This window comes from Candidatus Merdisoma sp. JLR.KK011, from assembly GCF_036941125.1.
In the GTDB taxonomy this organism is placed as follows: Bacteria; Bacillota; Clostridia; order Lachnospirales; family Lachnospiraceae; genus Laedolimicola.
On the sequence record NZ_JAYWSZ010000004.1, the window covers coordinates 212,664 to 230,853 of the forward strand.

17 protein-coding genes are annotated in these 18,190 nt (G+C 49.0%); all 17 read right to left on the minus strand.

Going from position 1 to position 18,190, the window contains the following annotated elements; all coding sequences use genetic code 11:
- Nucleotides 1-6: 6 nt before the first annotated feature.
- The 17 genes from VV089_RS14570 to VV089_RS14650 all read right to left on the minus strand — a co-directional run bounded on the left by VV089_RS14570 (nt 7) and on the right by VV089_RS14650 (nt 18,172).
- A complete protein-coding gene (locus tag VV089_RS14570; protein ID WP_334336420.1) occupies nt 7-1,179 on the minus strand; it encodes an acyltransferase family protein in 1,173 nt (390 codons plus the stop codon).
- Between the two features lie 81 nt (nt 1,180-1,260).
- Nucleotides 1,261-2,256 (minus strand): hypothetical protein, encoded by a 996-nt coding sequence (locus VV089_RS14575; protein ID WP_334336421.1) that lies wholly within the window; start codon nt 2,254-2,256, stop codon nt 1,261-1,263.
- A gap of 56 nt (nt 2,257-2,312) precedes the next feature.
- Nucleotides 2,313-2,504: a hypothetical protein gene (locus tag VV089_RS14580; protein WP_172543038.1), complete on the minus strand. Its 192-nt coding sequence runs from the start codon at nt 2,502-2,504 to the stop codon at nt 2,313-2,315.
- Between the two features lie 131 nt (nt 2,505-2,635).
- The gene (locus tag VV089_RS14585; RefSeq protein WP_172543037.1) at nt 2,636-3,982 is read right to left on the minus strand and encodes an ImmA/IrrE family metallo-endopeptidase; all 1,347 of its coding nucleotides are present in this window, start codon (nt 3,980-3,982) and stop codon (nt 2,636-2,638) included.
- Nucleotides 3,975-4,289: a helix-turn-helix domain-containing protein gene (locus VV089_RS14590; protein WP_172543036.1), complete on the minus strand. Its 315-nt coding sequence runs from the start codon at nt 4,287-4,289 to the stop codon at nt 3,975-3,977. The genes VV089_RS14585 and VV089_RS14590 overlap by 8 nt, the downstream gene beginning before the upstream one ends.
- A gap of 195 nt (nt 4,290-4,484) precedes the next feature.
- The gene (locus VV089_RS14595) at nt 4,485-5,909 is read right to left on the minus strand and encodes an MBOAT family O-acyltransferase (RefSeq protein WP_334336422.1); all 1,425 of its coding nucleotides are present in this window, start codon (nt 5,907-5,909) and stop codon (nt 4,485-4,487) included.
- A 12-nt stretch (nt 5,910-5,921) separates the two neighbouring features.
- The gene (locus tag VV089_RS14600) at nt 5,922-7,172 is read right to left on the minus strand and encodes a tetratricopeptide repeat protein (RefSeq protein ID WP_172543034.1); all 1,251 of its coding nucleotides are present in this window, start codon (nt 7,170-7,172) and stop codon (nt 5,922-5,924) included.
- Nucleotides 7,173-7,291: 119 nt separating this feature from the next.
- Nucleotides 7,292-9,004 (minus strand): hypothetical protein, encoded by a 1,713-nt coding sequence (locus VV089_RS14605; RefSeq protein WP_334336423.1) that lies wholly within the window; start codon nt 9,002-9,004, stop codon nt 7,292-7,294.
- A gap of 243 nt (nt 9,005-9,247) precedes the next feature.
- Complete coding sequence (locus tag VV089_RS14610; RefSeq protein ID WP_334336424.1) at nt 9,248-10,135, minus strand: hypothetical protein; 888 nt, start codon at nt 10,133-10,135, stop codon at nt 9,248-9,250.
- Entirely contained in the window at nt 10,128-11,360 is a 1,233-nt protein-coding gene (locus VV089_RS14615) for a hypothetical protein (protein WP_334336425.1), read from the minus strand. Before VV089_RS14615 ends, VV089_RS14610 begins: the two co-directional genes overlap by 8 nt.
- 85 nt (nt 11,361-11,445) lie before the next feature.
- A complete protein-coding gene (locus tag VV089_RS14620; RefSeq protein ID WP_334336426.1) occupies nt 11,446-12,399 on the minus strand; it encodes a glycosyltransferase family 2 protein in 954 nt (317 codons plus the stop codon).
- Between the two features lie 67 nt (nt 12,400-12,466).
- A complete protein-coding gene (rfbD, locus tag VV089_RS14625) occupies nt 12,467-13,327 on the minus strand; it encodes a dTDP-4-dehydrorhamnose reductase (RefSeq protein ID WP_334336427.1) in 861 nt (286 codons plus the stop codon).
- Nucleotides 13,328-13,444: 117 nt separating this feature from the next.
- Nucleotides 13,445-13,837 carry a DUF2304 domain-containing protein gene (locus tag VV089_RS14630; RefSeq protein ID WP_172542519.1) on the minus strand — a complete coding sequence of 131 codons (393 nt, stop codon included), beginning with the start codon at nt 13,835-13,837 and terminating at the stop codon, nt 13,445-13,447.
- The gene (locus VV089_RS14635; RefSeq protein WP_334336428.1) at nt 13,834-14,535 is read right to left on the minus strand and encodes a glycosyltransferase family 2 protein; all 702 of its coding nucleotides are present in this window, start codon (nt 14,533-14,535) and stop codon (nt 13,834-13,836) included. Before VV089_RS14635 ends, VV089_RS14630 begins: the two co-directional genes overlap by 4 nt.
- Nucleotides 14,536-14,545: 10 nt before the next feature.
- Nucleotides 14,546-16,150: a DUF6056 family protein gene (locus VV089_RS14640; protein WP_334336429.1), complete on the minus strand. Its 1,605-nt coding sequence runs from the start codon at nt 16,148-16,150 to the stop codon at nt 14,546-14,548.
- 80 nt (nt 16,151-16,230) lie between these two features.
- Nucleotides 16,231-16,977, minus strand: a complete 747-nt coding sequence (locus VV089_RS14645) for a glycosyltransferase family 2 protein (protein ID WP_334336430.1) — start codon at nt 16,975-16,977, stop codon at nt 16,231-16,233.
- A complete protein-coding gene (locus VV089_RS14650) occupies nt 16,970-18,172 on the minus strand; it encodes a glycosyltransferase (RefSeq protein WP_334337581.1) in 1,203 nt (400 codons plus the stop codon). Before VV089_RS14650 ends, VV089_RS14645 begins: the two co-directional genes overlap by 8 nt.
- Nucleotides 18,173-18,190: the final 18 nt, after the last annotated feature.

An 18,190-nucleotide genomic window follows, 5' to 3' on the forward strand; every position in this document is an offset into this window, starting at 1 on the left:
CAAGCTCTAAGCAGACTTCTGTGCATTGCTCTTCCAACTTAAGCATCTCTCAACCATCTTCTCAAGCCATGTCCCCACAGGTTCCAGATAACGTCTGCTCAATGCCGACAGGGCCAGCACCAGTACAGTTGTCAGCGCAAAATCAATTCCTACTGTCAATCCATATCCCATACTCTCCTGAAATTCCAGGAAGAACCAGCAGGAAAAGGTTGCTATCACCGGAAAATGCAGAAGATAGAGCGAATAGGAAATCTTCCCAAGGTATAAAAAAGGCTTTCGGGAAAAAAACCACTGCAGCCCGCCGCAGCCCAGCGCCCCGGCAGTCAGCAGGAATGCCCCGGCCATATGGTAAATCACCGTATAGGCACCAGGCAGAAATCCATAGATCGTCCCTGGCTGTTCCGTTCCGATGGACGGATAGGAGGTCAAGTAAAATCCCAGCAAAAATGCAAGCACCGGAAGCAGCCGGGACCTTCGGTACAGGCTTACCAGCCGTTCCTGGGTGCTGAAAAAATCACAGAGCACAAAGCCAAGAAAGATTCCTGTAAAATAAATATCCGTTGTGAAGGCCACAAGAATCATAACGCCGTAAGCAATATACCGTAAGGGATTCTCTCCAACCAGGTAAGCGGCCAGATACACCACCAGGGCTCCAAGAAACAGGTAAGGAATCGTCCAGAGCACCCCGTTATAGTCATTGCTTCCCCACACAAAGCATCCCAGAAGGCTTTCACTGAGCATGCTCAGAAACTTGGGCTCAAACTGGTTAAAGCCCTGGAACCAGGGAATGGATTTTGTATAGGCCGCCGTCTCTGCGTTCCGGTACAGCCCCAGATACATCAAAATAAAAATCAGCAGATTCACCGCCAGAATCACTGGCATCAGCCGGAAATACCGTTTCAGCGCCCCGGCCTTCAGCCTGGCTCTGTCCCTTGTACGAAAATAAGACAGGCACAGCACAAAGCCGCTGAACACCAGGAAGAGGCAGACCGCCCCGTTACCGTTGTAGAAGAAGTTCAAGGGGGTTTTGCCTATCAGAATCTCAACGCCTGTCCTGGTATTCACATGCTCCGGAAGCAGGGTGTAGGCGGCATAGTAAAAGGCGAATACAAAATGACAGAGATACACCATCAGCGCGCCCATGCCCTTTAGTCCGTCAATGTAATCCAGCTTTTTCATTCCTCTGCCTCCTGCTTTCCATGTATCTTTTTTTTAACCCTTTTGCCCGCCAGCTGTCTGTAAATGAACTTATTCTGCCCCTTATTCTTCTAATCTTTCACATAAAAGTTTTGTATACCATATCCTTCCTTCCGTGGACAAATGGATCAAGTCCTGGAAACAGGCCGCATCTCCAAAATCAAAGGCAAGCTCTTCTGCCAGAATCATTTTGACCTTTGTTCCGGCTTCCCCATTCTCTCTGCTTCCTTCGCCCGTTCTCTTTCTCTCATCTGCCCCTTTTAAAGAGGTATCTCCCTGTGCTTCTGCCAGCCTGCGGATCTTCTCCGTACACGCCTCATAGAGTTCCATATAATCTGCATCCCGGTACATCCGCTCATACTTCGGCGTCTCGATAAAGCATACCTGGATTCCATGCTCTTTTGCCAGCTCCAGGATCCTCTCATACCCCTTGACCTGGGTCTCCTTAAGGCCGTCTCTTCCCCCTAGCATCCCCAGGGAATCCAGATGCTCCTTCGTCTGCCCTCCGGGCGTCAGAATATTGCCCCCATTGCGGAACTGGGCGGATACCAGGCGGTTATGGATGGGATACGTTAAGATCTGCTCGTTATTGGCCGTCACAAACAACTCGTAAAAATCGAGGAATTTTGTATCATTGCAGGCATTCATCAGCTTCCAGGCATCCAGTTTAAAGCCCAGATCTGTATCCAGAAGGATCTTGGTATCACTGATCCAGGGCGCAGCCGCAGCTGTATAGGGATAGAGATCCACATAGAGGGTTCCGATCTCCAGCCCTTCTTCCAGCATATATTCCAGCTCCATAGCCATAAAAGCCGGCTGGTTGCCGTTGTAGGAAAGGATATAGACATTCCCTTCCAGTTCCTCCTCCAATACGTCAATGGATAACCCCTGCCGGAACATGGATGAGCCGATGAACAGGTGGTCAATGGATTTCTTCCTGATAACCGCCTGCATTCCGTAGGAAGACACGGGCAGAAGCCGGGCATATTCATTTTTGATTCCTGTGAGCAGTAGTACCGCAAGCAATACGCCTGCCAGAATTTTTCCTGTCTGTTTCATATCTTATGATTCCGGTTCCGCAATGTCCTTTCCGTATATTTGTTTTTCCTTGTAAGTTAAGCCCCCAGCGAAAAACTGATACGCCCTGCCAGGTAATTCGGTACAGCCAGCTTTTTTCCGTCTCTGGCTCCATAGGTATCCTTCAGATTATAAATATAATCCAGTTTTCCGGCTTCCAGCAGCTCATTTGCTGTTCTCGCCGCATTCTTTCCTGCCTTGACCTCCAGTCCATATGACCTGTCACTCATGTACATTATACTAGAAAGCCAACACCATCTCAACAAGATTTACCTGCCTGCTTCCTGGATTAAAAAAGTAATTCATTTTAGGGCATAAATTTTTATGAGAATAAGAAGGACTTCCAAAGAAGTCCCTTCTGTCAGCTCCTTCTCATGATTGTTCTAAATAGTTCTCTAATCGTCACTCTCAATAGCTCTAAATAATTCCCCTGCCCATCCGCTTTCTCTAATGCCTTATAATAAGATTCTTTTTCTGTAAGCTTAAAATAGATTGGCGGCAGCCCTTTTTTCCTTAGCATCCAATTCAAAAAAGCTCTGGAGCTTCTGCCGTTTCCGTCTCTGAAAGGATGGATTTGTGTAATGCGATGATGAATCTTCAGCGCCTGCAGCACAAACTCACTGATGGTCAGTTTATTGGCATCCCGCATCAAGTCCTCAACCGGCACCTGCAGCTTCACCAGTTCCATCGCAGCCTCGCGCCAGTCAACCGTCTCAAATTTCGCCCCCAGCACAAGATTGTTATTCATCCTCGTCTTTCCCGCCTCTTCAGGGAAGGGTGCATATTGAAACAGTTTCTTATTCAAATCAAGCAGCTTATAAATCGTCAGCTTATCCTCTGTCTCCAGCACATAATCATACAATGCCGCATGCCCGACTACCTGAATAATATCCTCATATTTTTCCTGGCAGTATGCGCTCTCCTGGCCGTTCATCCTCAAATCCGTAACAATCTCAGCAACCTCTTCTTCATCAAGGTTAAGCCCCTCCATCCTGTTTTCGTTATAGATAAATTCATTCTTAAACTTATACCACATGATATCAGGCTTTATTGTAAAATAAAATTCATATGAATCCACCGCTTGTCTTAGCAAGTCTATATTTTCAACGTCCATACCTAAGGCAGCTTTTTTCTTATCTGGCTTATATTCTGAAATCCTCTTGTTCAAATCTGCATATTCACCATCCAGGATATGGAAAGTATATGCAAGCCTAAGCACACAGGATCGGAAACTCACGCCAAATCGCTCCGCAATCTGCAGGGCGCCGTCCAGTGAAACTTTCCCACTATCTGCATACTCGCCGGCCACAGCCAAAAACAGTCTTTTAGGCATAAGCAGTTCGGCCGCAAATTGTTCTGCAAAGCGCTCTATTCCATTTTGGGTACTCCTTATAGGGCACGCTTCGTTCCTGCGGTCTTTTAGATGATGGCACAATTCATGTGCTGCAGTAAATCTCTGCCTTGTAATTTTCCTCTTATAGTTGATGCCTACCAACGGAATGTCATTGCCATCCTCCGGCACAAGGTAAATGCCTTCCAAATCCTCAAAACCCATAAACTGGTACACAATCCCATATTCGCGCATCAGCTTAAACGGGTCTATTGGAATCGAAGGCATTTCCCCACCCAGCCTGTCCTCAAGGACTTTTTCGGCCAACATCTGCGGAGTCATCCTCTGGCTATAAAGCTTCTCCAACACGTCAGCCATTCATCGTCTCCTTATATCTGCGTTTAAAGTCGATAAGGCTCATAATTTCCCGCCTGTCTATATCTGACAGCTCTGAAAAAGCACGTGCGAACATTTCCACTTGTGCATCCTCAGAAGCCTTCCCATACATCAATTCATCTGCACTTACCCCGTACAGTTCAGAAAATCTGGCAAGTTCCTCAGCCGTAACTTTCCTCTGCCCGGATTCTATCGCACTGATTGTCGGCCTGGAAAGCTGCATTTGACGGGCAACAAATTCCTGTGACAATTTTAGGTTCTTCCTTGCTTCCTTCAATCTTTCATGCATAGTTTCTACCTCCACTTCATAAATCAGTATACCCAGAAATGGCAAAATAGTCAACAATAAATGTCAGATTTTCTGACTTTTATTGTTGACGAAAATAACGGAAAAAGCACCACTGTGTCCGTCTCCGGATCCAGTTCCCAGTTTCAAAAGCTGCTTTTGTTCTTTCTATTCTTTTCTCACGATAAAAATGCCGGATTAAAACTGCGCATACAAAAACCCCGAAGCCCCGAACACGCCGAACAAGGCAGTGCTGGCTCCCATAACAGCCATCCACCCCCAGGAAAGAGAAAACTCCTGATCCTTCCCCTTCCCGTAAACCTGCCCCCGCTCATAGAGAAACAGAAGCAGCAAAAACAGGCACACCGTCAGAAAATAGGCCGCACAGGTATTATCCCCCGTAAAGGGCAGAATCGAATTCTGAATATCCGTCATAGAAAGAGAAAATCCCAGAACCGCCCTTCGAAGATAGGAAACCGCCGCCGGAAGGCTTTCTGCCCGGAAGAACACCCACCCAAGGGTAACGCCGCAGAAGGTCACAAGTGTCTGCCACAGCTTATGCACAGGCCGGATAGCCTCCGCCTTTTTCTTCCGGCTAAGGAGATTCCACACTCCATGCAGCCCTCCCCAAGCCACAAAAGTCCAGTTATCCCCATGCCAGAGTCCGCTGGCCAGAAAGGTCAGCAGCAGATTCCGCCCCCGTTTCACCCTGGAAACACGGCTTCCTCCAAGGGGAATGTACACATAATCCCGAAGCCAGCTCGAGAGGGAGATATGCCAGCGGCTCCAGAAGTCCCGGATATTCCGGGAAAAATAGGGGCAGCGGAAGTTCTGCCTGCAGCGAATCCCCAGAAGCTCCCCCATGCCAATGGCAATATCCGAATATCCGGAAAAGTCACAGTAAAGCTGAAAGGAGTAAAAAAATGCCGCCATCACAGCCGCCAGCCCAGGATATTCCAAAGGAGAAGCAAACACCGCATCCACATATCCGCCCAGCCGGTTGGCAATCACCATTTTTTTAAAAAGCCCCAGAACAATTCTCTGAATCCCCTGTGCAAAAAGACCGCTGTCATAATAAAGGCCCTTGTGGAGCTGCTCTAAAAAGCTCTCCGACCGCTCAATAGGCCCCGAAAGGATGTGAGGAAAAAACAACACATACGTCAGATAATATCCCATATGAGGCTCCGGACCCCTTTTCCCCAGATAGATATCCGCCAGATAGCTTATGATCTTAAACGTATAGTAAGAGATCCCCAGGGGAAGCATAAGCTTCAGCACAAGGGGAGCCGCCGAAAGCCCTGCCATCCCCAGAACCGAAGCCACAGAAGCGCTGAAAAAATTAAAATATTTAAAGAGAAAAAGAACGCCAAGAAGAGGCAGGATGCCAAAGAGCAGCCAGCCTCTTTTATCTTTTTCTGTGTGTACCTTTTCGATTCTCCCTCCCGCGAACCAGGACCACCAGGCCGAAGCCCCTGTAAGAAGCAGCATCCAGCCGGAAGCGCTTGCATAAAACCCCAGGCTTGCCGCAAGGAGAATCCACCATCTTATCCGGGACGGCGCAAGGTAGTAAACCGCCAGCACCGCCCCCAGAAATAAGAGGGTCAGCATAATATCAGATGCCATATAAGTTCCTCTTTACCGGCGCACCCATTTTCCGAATAAGGTCTTCTTATATTTCAGAAGCTCCTTTTTGGCCTCCTCATTGCTGCCGGCCTTCTGCAGATATTCCACGCCCTTCTTGATATCCTCCGGCACGCCCAGACCCTGTCCGTAGATTGCGCCCAGCATATAGAAGGCTTCCGAATTGTTCCAGTCCACCTTCTCAAGAAGCTCTCTTGCTTTTCCATAATCCTGCTGGGTTCCCCACCCGCGGAAATACAGTTTTCCAAGATAGCAGGCGCCCCAGTTGTTGTCTTGATCATGGGCATATTTCAGAAGCTGGAAAGCTTTGGCATAGTCCTTCTCCACTCCGTTACCGTCATAATACAAAGCGCCCAGGCGGTTTGCACAGCCGATTCGTTTGCCGCTGTCCTGCTTCTGTGCCAGGCCCTTTTCGTAGCACTGGGCCGCATAAGCGGGATCCTGTGCTGTCCCTTTGCCCTGCTCGTACATCAGACCGATCCGGAACCAGCATTCCAGCTGGCCGCCCTCTGCCCCAAGCTTATACCAGTGAAGGGCCTCCTCGAACTGCTCCGCATCGTACAGCTCATCCGCATAAAACCACTGATGGATGGGGAATCCTCTCTCAGCTCCGGTCTTGAAAAGATCCTTTGCCAGCTCCGGACGGGGCGCAATCAGATCCTCATCGCCCTCTGAATAATATTTGTTCAGATTATTTGCCGCAAAATACATGCCGCCCCGGAATGCCTTCTGAAACAGATCCTCACATTTTGATATATTTTCCCGTAAATAGGATTTAAATTCCCCGTCTGTGGAAAAAGATTCCCGTCCCTTTCCCTGAATGCGAAGGAAATCCCACCAAAAGTAAGCGTTTGCCGCCGTATACTGGCTGAAAGCGTCTCCCAGCTCCGCCTTCTCAAGAACGCTGTTGAAAGCCTCCTCAAGATTTGCAAAGCCCATCTTTTTCTCAAGAGACGGCGTCAATTCTCCTGTACGCATAGCCACCATAACACCGATTCCGCTTCCCTGCTCTACGGCTTTGTGGATCAAGGCAACTGCCTTATCGTCATCCTCCGGAAAATTGTGTCCGCTCCACACATACTGGGTTCCGCAATAGCACCGTGCCAGTATACAGGAAGCGTCCCCGTCTCCTGCTGCGGATGCCTTCTCAAGCAGGGCAAAGCCCTCCGCTCCCTTTCCTGCGCGCAGATCGTAATAAATGTACCGAAGTGCCTGCTCAACCTCATCACTGTAGCATTTTCCCATCTTCCTATTCCTCCTGTTCCAGTTCCGCAATATCTCTCATCACGTCTTTGCCAAGGGGCTGATGGCTTATTCTGCGGCAGCTCCTATGCCCTTGAGGGATATCACTGTTTTTATTAAAATTATTTTTTATGGGCCATATCTCGTTCCGCCTGTCTGGTGCAGTCCTTCCATTCCTTCCAGTCCGGCGCAAAATTTCCGCTTGCGAACTCCAGAAGCCAGGCCGCCGCTTGTCTGTGGGTGCATTGATTTTTAAAGAACCGAAGCTTCGCTCCATCCGGCCTTGTAACCGTTACGGTACAGCGGCCGTCCATTTTGCTGCCGCCGTCTATCCGCATCAGAAGATAGCCGCCGGTAAGCACCAGCTCTGCCATCTGGCAGCTTCCGTCCACCAGTCCCTCTGCCACAACCTCCACATCCTCTATCGTAAACCGGTCGTGGCTCTGAAATACCCCGGAGGGAGACATCAGGGCCAGATGAGGCGGCGGAACCTCTCTCTTTACAGCCTGCTCCTTCTTCTCCCACATGGGAGTGGCTTCCCAGCCTGTCATATTGGGAATCACGCCCTTGGCCCAGGCCTTTAGAATCTCCTCTGCCGTCTGGATGTCCGTCTCGAATACACGGCCGAAGTAATGATTTTTCCCTGCTTCTCCCACATCTGTCATTTTCAGAAACAGCTCCGCCTCCCCAAGCTCCATCATGTCCTCCAGGGTCGGATTCTCCACATCCTCCATGTCCTCATAGAAGGATGCAAAGCACTCCATCTCCACATAGCGGACATTGTGCTGCTCGATGGGGCATCCAAGGGCCAGGGAAAAGCTTCCCTCCCCCTCCTGAAGGCATTCTGTCATAGATTGGTGAATCAAGTCCGGCGTCACACGGGAGGTTACGCTTCCGTCCGGACGGGTCAGGGTTACATTTTGCTGAATATCGGCGTCCCTGTTCCCAATCTGGAAGGATGACATCTCCCGGCTGCCCTGCTTGACACGGAATTCCCGGAGCAGGTTCTCCCACTCCATATCGGACTTTCCCTGCCACCTGCCGAACTCGCTGTAGGGCCTGCAGATGGCATCCGGAGCCCTTAGGGAAATGCAGTTCAAAAGAGGCTCAAGCTCCCTGGGATTTCGCAGTGACAGTATGTGATGCTGCCTGCGGTCGTCCAGAATGTGGAGCTCCACAATCCGGGTGCTGTTCACACGCTCACCGCTTCTGCGGGTCCTTATCTCGTCTCTTCCGAAATAAACACGGATACGGGGGATACAGCCCGCCACCTCTCCCAGAATCCATTCTTTTCCCACAGCTATTTTGTCAAACCACTGGCCATTCTCTTCAATGTCCTTATCCACCATGGCGAAGAGCTCTGCTGCTCCCGGAGCTGCGTCCGGATAAGGAAGCTGGGAACGGATGGAACGGGCCAGGGTACTGTTCTGCGGCCAAAAGGTATCCCTTATGGCTATGTACGCCGTATAAATTCCCAAGAGGAACAGGGCTGCGCTCATAACAATAGACCCTGCAAACTTTGCGTATTCCATGGTCTCCCAGGCTGTTCTGTCTTCCTCCAGCATCATCCATGTGTACACGGCTGCGCAGAAAGCAAAAAACAATATAAGTACCGCAATTCCAAGCGAAGACAGCTGCTTTCTGGTTTTTTCCAGGCAGTAGCCGCCGCTTGGCATACCCGGATTCCGGCTTTTCATCCAGGCCGACGCCCCCATCGCTATCAGAAAGCTCCAGAGATATCCGATAAAGAATCCGGCCCCTGCTACAAATACAATGGAAAGAATAAGGTTCCAGGGCCAGGGAATACCGCTAAAACCCTTCTTCTTCTCTTCCAAGCTTATCCCCCCTATTCTAAGTCGCTGCGCGACAGCACTAAAGGGTAAAGCTGCTTCGACACACCGGCAATGAGAGAAACTTTTATTCGAAAAAGCACTCATAAAAGTTCCTCTCGTGCGCCTTTGCAGCTTTACCGTCCAGCAGATAATTTTTTTCGAAAATAGTTGACATTTCTTAGCTGGACTATTCATTTTCATTTTAACATGAGCTTATAAAAATGTCATTAACAGTTTATCTTTATGTCACCCTTTTGCAGCCTCCCGGAAAATTCCAACTCCTGTATCCACCAAAAGCGCCAGCAGAATCACTGCATACAAGACCATGGGCAGCTTCGTCTCCCCATTCAGTGCATAGGCATATGCGCTGTAGGAAACAATCAGATGCAGTATGGGCACATAGAACTTCCTGGGCCGCCGCATACAGTACACCAGAGCCCCGATATCCGCCGTCAGGCCGGCCCAGGCCGGCATGGAGGGCGCCAGGTAAGGAATGAGAATCGCCAGGAACAAAAACAGCCGCAGGGCCATATCCTTCGTAATCTCTATCCGCCGCTTTACAAATACATAGAGCATAGTAAAAAGAATCCCAAAAAGGCACAGCACCGACACCTGATTGAACAGCTCCACAAAAGCCTCTTTCCCAATAATCTCATAGAAGTTCGGCCACCCCAGGTTCATGCTCTCGCTGCTCAGCCTGAACACCGCCAGCGCCCTGGCCGCTCCCACGGCAGCCGCCAGAAGCCCAAGCCACTTTTTCCTCTCTTTGTCATGAAGGGCAAAGTAATACAGACCCACGAAAAAGAAAAACACGCTATACACACTGTTCTTCCCCCACAGTGCGCTGTTGGCAATCATGGTAGGATAAATCACCAGGATGGCATAAGTTAAAAACGCCTTATTCCGATGCCGGGTATATTCGTAGACAATCTCCCCACAATAAAAGGCCAGGATAAAATCAATGATCATGGCTCCCAGCTTCTGGCTGTCCGTCACCGTATATTCCACGACTGCCAGCCGGAGCATAATCCCCGTTCCCGTAATGCACACTGCCAGAAGGGCATCCAGAAAGGTAAATGTAAGCTTTCCGATCTTCCAATTTTTCACAATCAGTCTTTGTAAAAACTCATCCATGCTGCCGCTTCCTCTCCTTTCCGCCGTTTGCGCCTCGAGAGCCCCCGTTTCCCATAACTGCTTCCGGAATGGGAAGCTGATTTTCCTTATCTGTCATAAAGTTCCAGATGTCCAGGCCCACTATAACCAGAAGCCCAAGCTCCGCCAGCGCCCAGACACCATAGTAAATGGCAGGCTCCTTAGCGCCCAAGTGGCTCAGATAAGCCATATAGCAGTTAAAGGAGATGAGAATCTGCACAATCGGAATGTAGAACCGCTTCCGGTTCATCACGGCATAGAGAATTGCAAGAATATCCGCCAGACATCCGTACCGCTCATGCATATGGGGCAGGATATAGGGAGTAAGAATCGCAAAAAACAGAGCCGTCTGTACAGTGAATTCATTGGTAATGCGGTAACGCTTCTGTGCCATGGCAAACATGATACACATGAGAATCCCCAGAATCAGCCAGGTTCCCGCCTCAGCATACTCCAGAAGGAAATACTTATTTCCGATAATCTGATAGATATTGGCCCACTTAATAGACAGGGACCACACATCCTGGGCCCCCTGGGCCATATAGATATTAATGAGCTCAATCAGAGGCCGCCCGGCAATCCAGGCCGGAATAATGCTTAAGAAATACAGTCCCGGAATCCACAGGAAATGCTGGATCTTAATCTTCTTATTCACCCACAGAATCACCAGGAACGGAAAAATAAACAAAGACTGAAGCTTAAAAGCAAAAGCCATGCCGTAAAAAAACATAGCTGTCCCCGGCTTTTCCCGGAACAGGCAGTAAAAGCACAAAAGGACAAAGAGCATAAATATAATATCACACTGAGCCCAGAGGGCGCTGTCTGCCCAGATGGTAGGAACCAGCAGCATCACTCCATAAGCACAGATGCCCTTGCTCTTACTTCCCGTAACCTCTGCGGCCATCCTTCCCATTACACCAGCCGCCGCAAAATCCAGTACAATATGTATCGACTTGTAGGCGGTCATGGGATTGATGGGAAGCTTGCTGATTACCCACAGAATATATACGAAGGAGGGCGCGTAATCATACCGATCCGTGGCCAGGTAGGAAAAACCCATTTCCTTTAAATCCGAAATCCAGGGATCCCAGTACATTTCCCAATCCATGGTTGTCACGACACGCAGAATCACCCGGATAGCAAGGCCGATAGCCGTAAGTGCCGCCAGATATAAAATATCCGCCCAATCCAGTTGATACTTTTTCAAAAGCTTCTCCATACAACACCTCTATTCCAGTTCCGTAATGTCTTTCATTATGCCTTTATCCAGTCAATTTCCGGCCGCCTTAAGCTCACTCATCCAGCACCTTCTCAATAATAAACTTAGGCCGCTCCTTTGTCTCCAGATAAATCTTCCCGATATACTCTCCAACCACTCCGATGGCCAGCAATTGCAGGCCTCCAATGGCCCAGATAGACACAATCATACTGGTCCAGCCATGAATGGTATGCCCGGTAAAGTGGACGATCAGCGAGTAGAGCAGCATGAGAATGCTCACCGCAAAAATCAAGAATCCGCATGCCGTAATCATCCGGATGGGCTTGATGCTAAAAGAGGTAATTCCGTCCGCAGCAAAGGAAAGCATTTTTTTTAAGGGATACTTGGATTCTCCGGCAAAACGCTCATGGCGTTCGTATGTTACGGTATCCGAAGGGAAACCTATCAGGGGCACAATTCCCCGCAGGAACAGATTCACCTCTTTGAATTCTTCCAGGCCGCAAAGCGCCCTTTTGCTCATCAGCCGGTAATCCGCATGGTTGTATACAATGTCTACCCCCATGGCCTGCATCATCTTATAGAAGCTCTGGGCTGTGAATTTCTTAAAAAAGGTGTCTGTCTTCCGGGCGCTGCGCACTCCGTAGACTACGTCGTTTCCGGCGTAATATTTCTCTACCATCTTATCAATGACATCAATATCATCCTGCAGATCCGCATCTAAGGAAATGGTAATGTCCGCCTTCTCCCTGGCCGTCATCAATCCTGCCAGAAGCGCATTTTGATGCCCTTTATTCCGCGAGAGCTTCACCCCGGAATAGATGGGATTGGAGGCGTGAAGCTCCTCAATCAGTTCCCAGGTACGATCCTTTGAGCCGTCGTTCACAAACAAAATCCTGCTCTCACCGGAAATCATGTTCCGGTCAAGCATGGAATTCATTTTGTCAAGAAGCTGCCTGGCCGTCTCCGGAAGCACCGCCTCCTCGTTATAGCAGGGTATCACCAAATATAAAATATCATTTCCTGTCATCTAGCTTTCTCCATATTCCAGTTCCAGTTCCGTAATATCTCTTACAGCACACCTGTATGAAATCAGTTTACAGCAACTCCTTCATATACACTTCAATTGCCTCCTGCCAGTCTGCGAACCTGAAATCAGTCGTCAGCTTCAGCATATAATTCTCCAGAATCGAGTAAGCAGGCCGATCGGCAGCAGCCGGGAAACGGCGCTTGTACTCCTCTGAGGTAATCGGCTCTATCTCTGTCTTTTTTCCTGCCAGCCTTAAGACGGTCTTTGCAAATTCCGCCCAGTTGGTATCCCCTTCGCAGGTTCCGTGGAACAGGCCGTAATTATCCGTAGGAAGCAGATACTTCACAGCCTTTGCAAGCTCCAGGGCGCTGGTAGGCGTTCCCACCTGATCCATTACCACGCCGATGGTATCGTTCGTCTCTGCAAGCTTCAGCATCGTCTTGGCAAAGTTGTGACCGTCCCCGTAGAGCCAGGCTGTCCGGATAATAAAGAAATGATCGGAAAAATCCCGGACAAACTGCTCTCCTGCCAGCTTGGTAGAGCCGTACATGCTTTTCGGCGCCGGTGTATCAAACTCTGTCAGCGGTTTTTCACACATATCCCCAGAAAATACATAGTCGGTAGAAATGTGCATCAGCTTTGCCTTTACATCCGTGGCCGCTATCGCAAGGTTTCTGGCTCCAACGGCATTGATTTTCCAAGCCAGATCCACATCGGTCTCACACTTGTCCACATTGGTATAGGCGGCGCAGTTAATAATTGCGCAGGGCTTTACCTCACGGGCAAAAGCCAGTACCTCCTCTACCTTTGTGATATCCAGTTCTCCCACATCTGTGTTGACCAGCTCATATTCCGTACTTCCTGCATACTGCTGATTGACTGCCCGTCCAAGCTGTCCGTTGCAGCCTGTGATCATAATCTTTTTCATAAAGATCTCCTTCCTTATTTTCCATTTTACAGCTCTCTTCCTGTGCACCTTATCTGACACTTACAAAAGCTATGCTGCATTTTTAGTTACTATTCACTTTGTGCCCAGTAACCATTTTTATTCTGATTTGCTCTCTTTCTCCTGCCGGGTTTCTTTCAGAAGCTCTTTTTGTTCATCCCTGTGTTCCTTTTCCTCCAGAGCCAGCTCCTGGGTCAGATCCTTGACCTTATTTTCCAGGGAGGAAAGTTCGATGGTCATAAAGAAAAGCTTCACCATCAGCACAAAGATAAACAGCAGGAAAATAAAATTAACGGGAAGCTGCATCCCGATCATTCTCGTAAACATGGATACCAGCCAGGGAAACAGACTGAATACAATCAGTACGCCGGAAAAAAGAATCCAGAAAATCGCATATTCAATCTGCAGCTTCGACTGCCGGATACGTTTTAAAATATAGTAGGTGGTGAACAAAGACACCACAATCAAAAGGATGCGAAATACAGGCGTCATTTTGTGTTCACCTCCCTGCGCTTACGAAAGTTCTGTATAAAAAGGATCGACATCAGCATCCGCAGCATATACATCACGGAACGGGAAAGATTGAGATAGCTTTCCCCCGCAATCCGCTCATCCATCTCCACCTGTACCTCTGCAATGGTCGCTCCCTGCTTCAGAAGATAAGAAATGGTATCCGGCTCCGGCCCGTAATTGAGATTCAAAGCAAACTCGGCTATCATTTTTTTGTTAAACATGCGCATGCCGGAGGTGGGATCCTTAACCTTTCTTCCTGTAGTCAGCCTGGTGGCTAAAGAAATCAGGTTGCTCCCGAGCATCCGCATGGAATGAGGCTTTTTTTTCGTTACAAACCGGGAGCCGATGACAATGTCGTAGCCTTCCTGAATCTTGTCAAGCATGGGAGCTATAAACTCCGGCCGGTGCTGTCCGTCTGCGTCAAACTGAATGGCATAATCGTAGCCTCTGCGGTAAGCATATTTGAGCCCTGTCTGGAAGGCGCCGGCCAGTCCCAGATTCACCGGCAGGTCTACCAGCTCATAGCCTCTCTTCCGGCAGAGCCTGGCTGTATTGTCTGAGGAGCCGTCATTGATCACCACGTAATCATAGGCGGAGTAATGCTCCTTCAGATTCTCAATCACACGCTCAATATTCTCTTCTTCATTGTACGCCGGAATAATCACCAGACATTTCATTTGTTTTCTCCTATTCCAGTTCCGCTTCCCCGCTGCTGTCTTCGGCTTCTCCTGCGGAATCTTCCCCGGTTTCCTCTTCCTCCGGTACAAGCTTCACCATATAATCCTTGTCATAATAGTCACACATAGCCTGGTTGCGGCTCTCATCCGGATCCGGAGTCAGCGTTCCAAAATACAAAAGCTCCGGACGGTACGTTACCTCTTCCACCACTACCTCCCTAAGACTGGGATCGTTGTACATGGCCTCGCGCTCCTTAATCTCCCTATGATATACCTGGGCCTCCCCGTAAACCATGGACTTAAGAGCTGTGGCAGACGTAATCTCCTCCAAATCTCGGACAATATTGATCTTCAAAAAACCGAGAATCACACAGAAAACAGCCAGTACTCCCAGTATAAGCGGAGACAGATCCCGGACAAGCTTCTGAACCTGCTCCCCGCACTTTTCATACTTACGCCTCAGCCAGCCCGCATAGTATATCACATTCGCCGTGTAAAACATAATCACCCCGTAGTAAAGGATATTGTAATAGCGTCCCCCCGAGATGAACCGCACGGCATAGATGGCCGGCACCCACATTACCACTACCATACTGTAGCTTACCAGGGTAAACATAAGAGGACAGCGGAAGGAAAACTTTGTATCCTTAAGCTTGTACAGCATATAGACAAACAGGCCGATCATAACCAGGGCGATGACCACATTGGTACATTCAAACAGGTATTCCAGCGATTTGGTATAGGATTTATAAACAGCCTCCACCGGCGTGCGCGGCTCAAAATTCGACTGCCTGCGGCTGTTTCCGGGCGCAGCCACATTCAAAATAAAGCCTGCGAAAAATATCACATTCATAACTGTTATCTGAATCTTCATGATCTTCTCATACTGCTTCCCAATCAAGACATCCAACAGATTCAGAACCAGCAGTACCGCCGTCAGAAGCAGGATCGGATACATGCCGCCGGACAAAAGGAACGCCATGGCCGTCATTGCCGCCATCCGTTTTGCTGTGATACGCTTCTCATATTTGCACAGAAACAGCATGGCAAAGAGCACCAGCATAACCCCGAACATGCCTGTATAGCCGATACTTCCGATCCACCAGTAAAATGCCTCCAGCCCCACCGGAACATACTGGATACAAAGGGTCATAACCAGAACCGCAATTATCATTGCCACATGCTTCGACAGACCCAGAATCCGGTGAAGTACAATCTTTGAAAAGTAAACAAAGCCTCCGATAAACAGTCCCAGCAAAATAAAGGTATGGGTAAAGGTCAGCTTTTCCGTAAAAATGGAAGGCCGCAGGGCTCCTATCACGGCAAAGGTAAACGTTCCCTGCCAGCTGTGCCACAGGTTCACAGAGCGCTGGACTGCCGCCTTTAGTATGGGAATAATACAGCCAAATCCCTTATTTTCCATAAAAGCCCGGTGGGTCAGAATCCCATAATTGAAGTCGTCCATAACGGGATGGTTAAAAAAACTTAAAACCAGAATCGGAAGCAGGCTGATGCCGAAGCAGGCCCACAAAAAGCGTTCCTGATTCTTCTCTTCCTTCATCCAGTCCAGAATCCTTTTCCACAGCTCATTTGTTATTTGATAAATCAATTCCAATTTTAATCACCTTCTGCTATCTGTTATTATGTCTTTTGTCACTAACTCAGCATGGCACTGATATTTTCCTTCTGTGTAGTTTACCTCTTTTTAACAAATTGTGCAAGTACGCGTAAGGTTCTGCACAAATCCGTAAACCAGGCCGCCCGGATGCCGTTTTCCTTTAGAGCCCTGTGCCCCTCCTTCATTCCCTCCAGATAAGCGCCCAGGCTGCCGGTGCTGGTTCCCCCGTGGGCCATATAGATCAGAACCTCCGGAAGATATGAAAGCTTCACCTGTCCGTCCTTCAGGATCCGGATCATAAACTCATAATCTGCAGAAATCCGGTAATCTGTCTTATAGTATCCGAACCGCTCATATACCTCCCGTCTAAGATACAGCGTCGGATGTCCCGGCATCCATCCATAGCGGATCTTTCCCTGGCCCTGATGCCAGCGGCGGACAATGCGCTCCCCGTCCATATAGCAGAGATCTCCGTGAACACCGTCTGTATTCTCCTTAAGAATCACATCCACCATTTTGGAGATCACGTCTTTTTCGGCAAACTGATCAAAGCAGCAGCCCAGGATATCCCCGGACGCCATGGACAGCCCTTTATTCAAGGCATCGTAGATCCCCTTATCCGGCTCCGATATCCAAAGAAGCCTCTCTCCGAATTCTTTTCCAGCTTTTTCGATTACCTCCCTGGTTCCGTCTGTAGAGCCGCCGTCCACGATAATATATTCCAAGTTCTCATAGTCCTGCTGCCGTATCTGGCAGATGGTTTTTTCCAGGCTCTCCTTATCATTATAGGTGGTTGTCACAATCGACACCTTTGGCTTATGCATCTCTTTCCTCCAAAAGCTCCCGGTACAAAATCAGATACTCCCGGAATCTGTCCTCCTTATTGTATCCCGCTGCCTTACTAAGACACGCCGCCCGCCTGGACGGCTCCCCACGCAGCTCCTTAACTGCTTCAATGAGCTTTTCCGTATCTCCTCTGGGCACAATCTTTCCGGTCTCTTCGTCCACCGACTCCACGCTTCCGCCGGTGGCAAAGGTAATCACCGGAGTTCCGCAGGCCAGCGCCTCCAGGTTCGTAGTCGGAAAGGTATCTTCCAGTGTTGGATTCACATAAACATCCGCCATGGAATAATACTCTGCCAGTTCCTCCATACTGTTGGTGCGCATCACTCCGTAAATCTTAGGATGAAGTCTGCGAAGCTTCTGTTTGGAAAGCCCTATGAGGATAATCTGGCAGGAATCGTCAAGACGGTCTGCAAGCTCCTCAAAATAAGAATAACCCTTTCGCTCCTCCCACATACCGGCCACGCCTAAAAGAATGAATTTTTTCTCCATGCCCAGACGGGCTTTCAGTCCCTTATCCACTGGATGGAACTTGTCCAGGGCAATTCCATTGGGTATCACCCGGACGGGGTATTCTTTCAGATAAGATTCCTTCACAAACCGGGAAAGCCATCTGGAGGGCGTTACGATGGTCAGCCTGGGCACTCCTGTAAAAGCAGCTTTTTTCCGGCTGTAATTCTCCTTTGAATTATCCTTAAACAGCGCATAGGGATAAACGCTTTTATACTGAGGGCAGCTCTCACAGTGCGACTTCCACTTCATACAGCCGATATAGTCAAAATGAGCGCAGTGCCCGGTAAAGCTCCAGCAGTCGTGAAGCGTCCACACCACAGGCCGTCCTGCTTTTTTCAGGTAAGCAAAGAGCTGCTCCACATCCAGATAAAAGCCGTGGATATTGTGCAGGTGAATGATATCCGGATTGTATTCTTCTATTTTTTCTATGAGACGCTTCGTCTGCTTTTTGGAGGCAAATCCATGTTCGCCGCCAAAAAAGGTATGGAGCACATGAAAGCCCATATCCAGATTGGTGCCGAACTTATAAGCACGGACACCTTGGGGCGCCTCTCTCCGGCCAAAGGCCGCAAGGCCTTCGCCGCCCTCTGTCTCCAGAGCATGTATCAAATCTACCGTTATGCGGCCTACGCTTCCGCTGCCGCATACCGTATTAATCTGCATTACCTTCAAAATGAATTC

Bases quoted from the DNA above. Each gene is read 5' to 3' on its own strand.
- VV089_RS14570 (WP_334336420.1), bottom strand. From the start codon at position 1,179: ATGAAAAAGCTGGATTACATTGACGGACTAAAGGGCATGGGCGCGCTG.
- VV089_RS14575 (WP_334336421.1), bottom strand. From the start codon at position 2,256: ATGAAACAGACAGGAAAAATTCTGGCAGGCGTATTGCTTGCGGTACTA.
- VV089_RS14580 (WP_172543038.1), bottom strand. From the start codon at position 2,504: ATGAGTGACAGGTCATATGGACTGGAGGTCAAGGCAGGAAAGAATGCG.
- VV089_RS14585 (WP_172543037.1), bottom strand. From the start codon at position 3,982: ATGGCTGACGTGTTGGAGAAGCTTTATAGCCAGAGGATGACTCCGCAG.
- VV089_RS14590 (WP_172543036.1), bottom strand. From the start codon at position 4,289: ATGCATGAAAGATTGAAGGAAGCAAGGAAGAACCTAAAATTGTCACAG.
- VV089_RS14595 (WP_334336422.1), bottom strand. From the start codon at position 5,909: ATGGCATCTGATATTATGCTGACCCTCTTATTTCTGGGGGCGGTGCTG.
- VV089_RS14600 (WP_172543034.1), bottom strand. From the start codon at position 7,172: ATGGGAAAATGCTACAGTGATGAGGTTGAGCAGGCACTTCGGTACATT.
- VV089_RS14610 (WP_334336424.1), bottom strand. From the start codon at position 10,135: ATGGATGAGTTTTTACAAAGACTGATTGTGAAAAATTGGAAGATCGGA.
- VV089_RS14620 (WP_334336426.1), bottom strand. From the start codon at position 12,399: ATGACAGGAAATGATATTTTATATTTGGTGATACCCTGCTATAACGAG.
- rfbD (WP_334336427.1), bottom strand. From the start codon at position 13,327: ATGAAAAAGATTATGATCACAGGCTGCAACGGACAGCTTGGACGGGCA.
- VV089_RS14630 (WP_172542519.1), bottom strand. From the start codon at position 13,837: ATGACGCCTGTATTTCGCATCCTTTTGATTGTGGTGTCTTTGTTCACC.
- VV089_RS14635 (WP_334336428.1), bottom strand. From the start codon at position 14,535: ATGAAATGTCTGGTGATTATTCCGGCGTACAATGAAGAAGAGAATATT.
- VV089_RS14645 (WP_334336430.1), bottom strand. From the start codon at position 16,977: ATGCATAAGCCAAAGGTGTCGATTGTGACAACCACCTATAATGATAAG.
- VV089_RS14650 (WP_334337581.1), bottom strand. From the start codon at position 18,172: ATGCAGATTAATACGGTATGCGGCAGCGGAAGCGTAGGCCGCATAACG.